We start from the raw sequence: 431 nt of genomic DNA on the forward strand, positions 1-431 counted from the left end.
TGTGGTGTTGGCGCGTCGGGAGCGTCCGGAGCGGGTGCCGTTGTCCTTTGCGCAGCAGCGGATGTGGTTCCTCAACCGGATGGATGGTGGCGACGCCGAGGGCGCTGCGGCTTACAACCTGCCCTTCGCGCTGCGGCTCTCCGGTCGTTTGGATGTGCCGGCGCTGGCTGCGGCATTGGGTGATGTGGCGGATCGGCACGAGAGTCTGCGCACGGTCTTTCCGGATGCTGAGGGTGTTCCCTACCAGCAGGTGTTGCAGGGCGCAGGCAGTCGTCCGGAGCTGGTTGTGGTCGAGGCCGGCGAGCGATGGCGAGAAGTCTTGCGGCTTGAGGTGGGGCGTGGGTTCGATCTGGCGGTTGAGTTGCCGTGGCGGACGGTTCTGCTGAGGGTTTCGCAGGATGAGTCTGTCTTGTTGCTGGTGGCTCATCACA

General features: G+C 65.0%; 1 protein-coding gene. It reads left to right on the forward strand.

Translation table 11 applies throughout. From position 1 onward, the window contains the following. On the forward strand, nt 1-431 hold a 431-nt coding region (locus tag KVT45_RS55170; RefSeq protein ID WP_217562678.1), incomplete at both ends, for a condensation domain-containing protein.

The sequence above is a fragment of the Streptomyces sp. GbtcB6 genome, from assembly GCF_019091475.1.
Taxonomy (GTDB): Bacteria; Actinomycetota; Actinomycetes; order Streptomycetales; family Streptomycetaceae; genus Streptomyces; species Streptomyces hyaluromycini.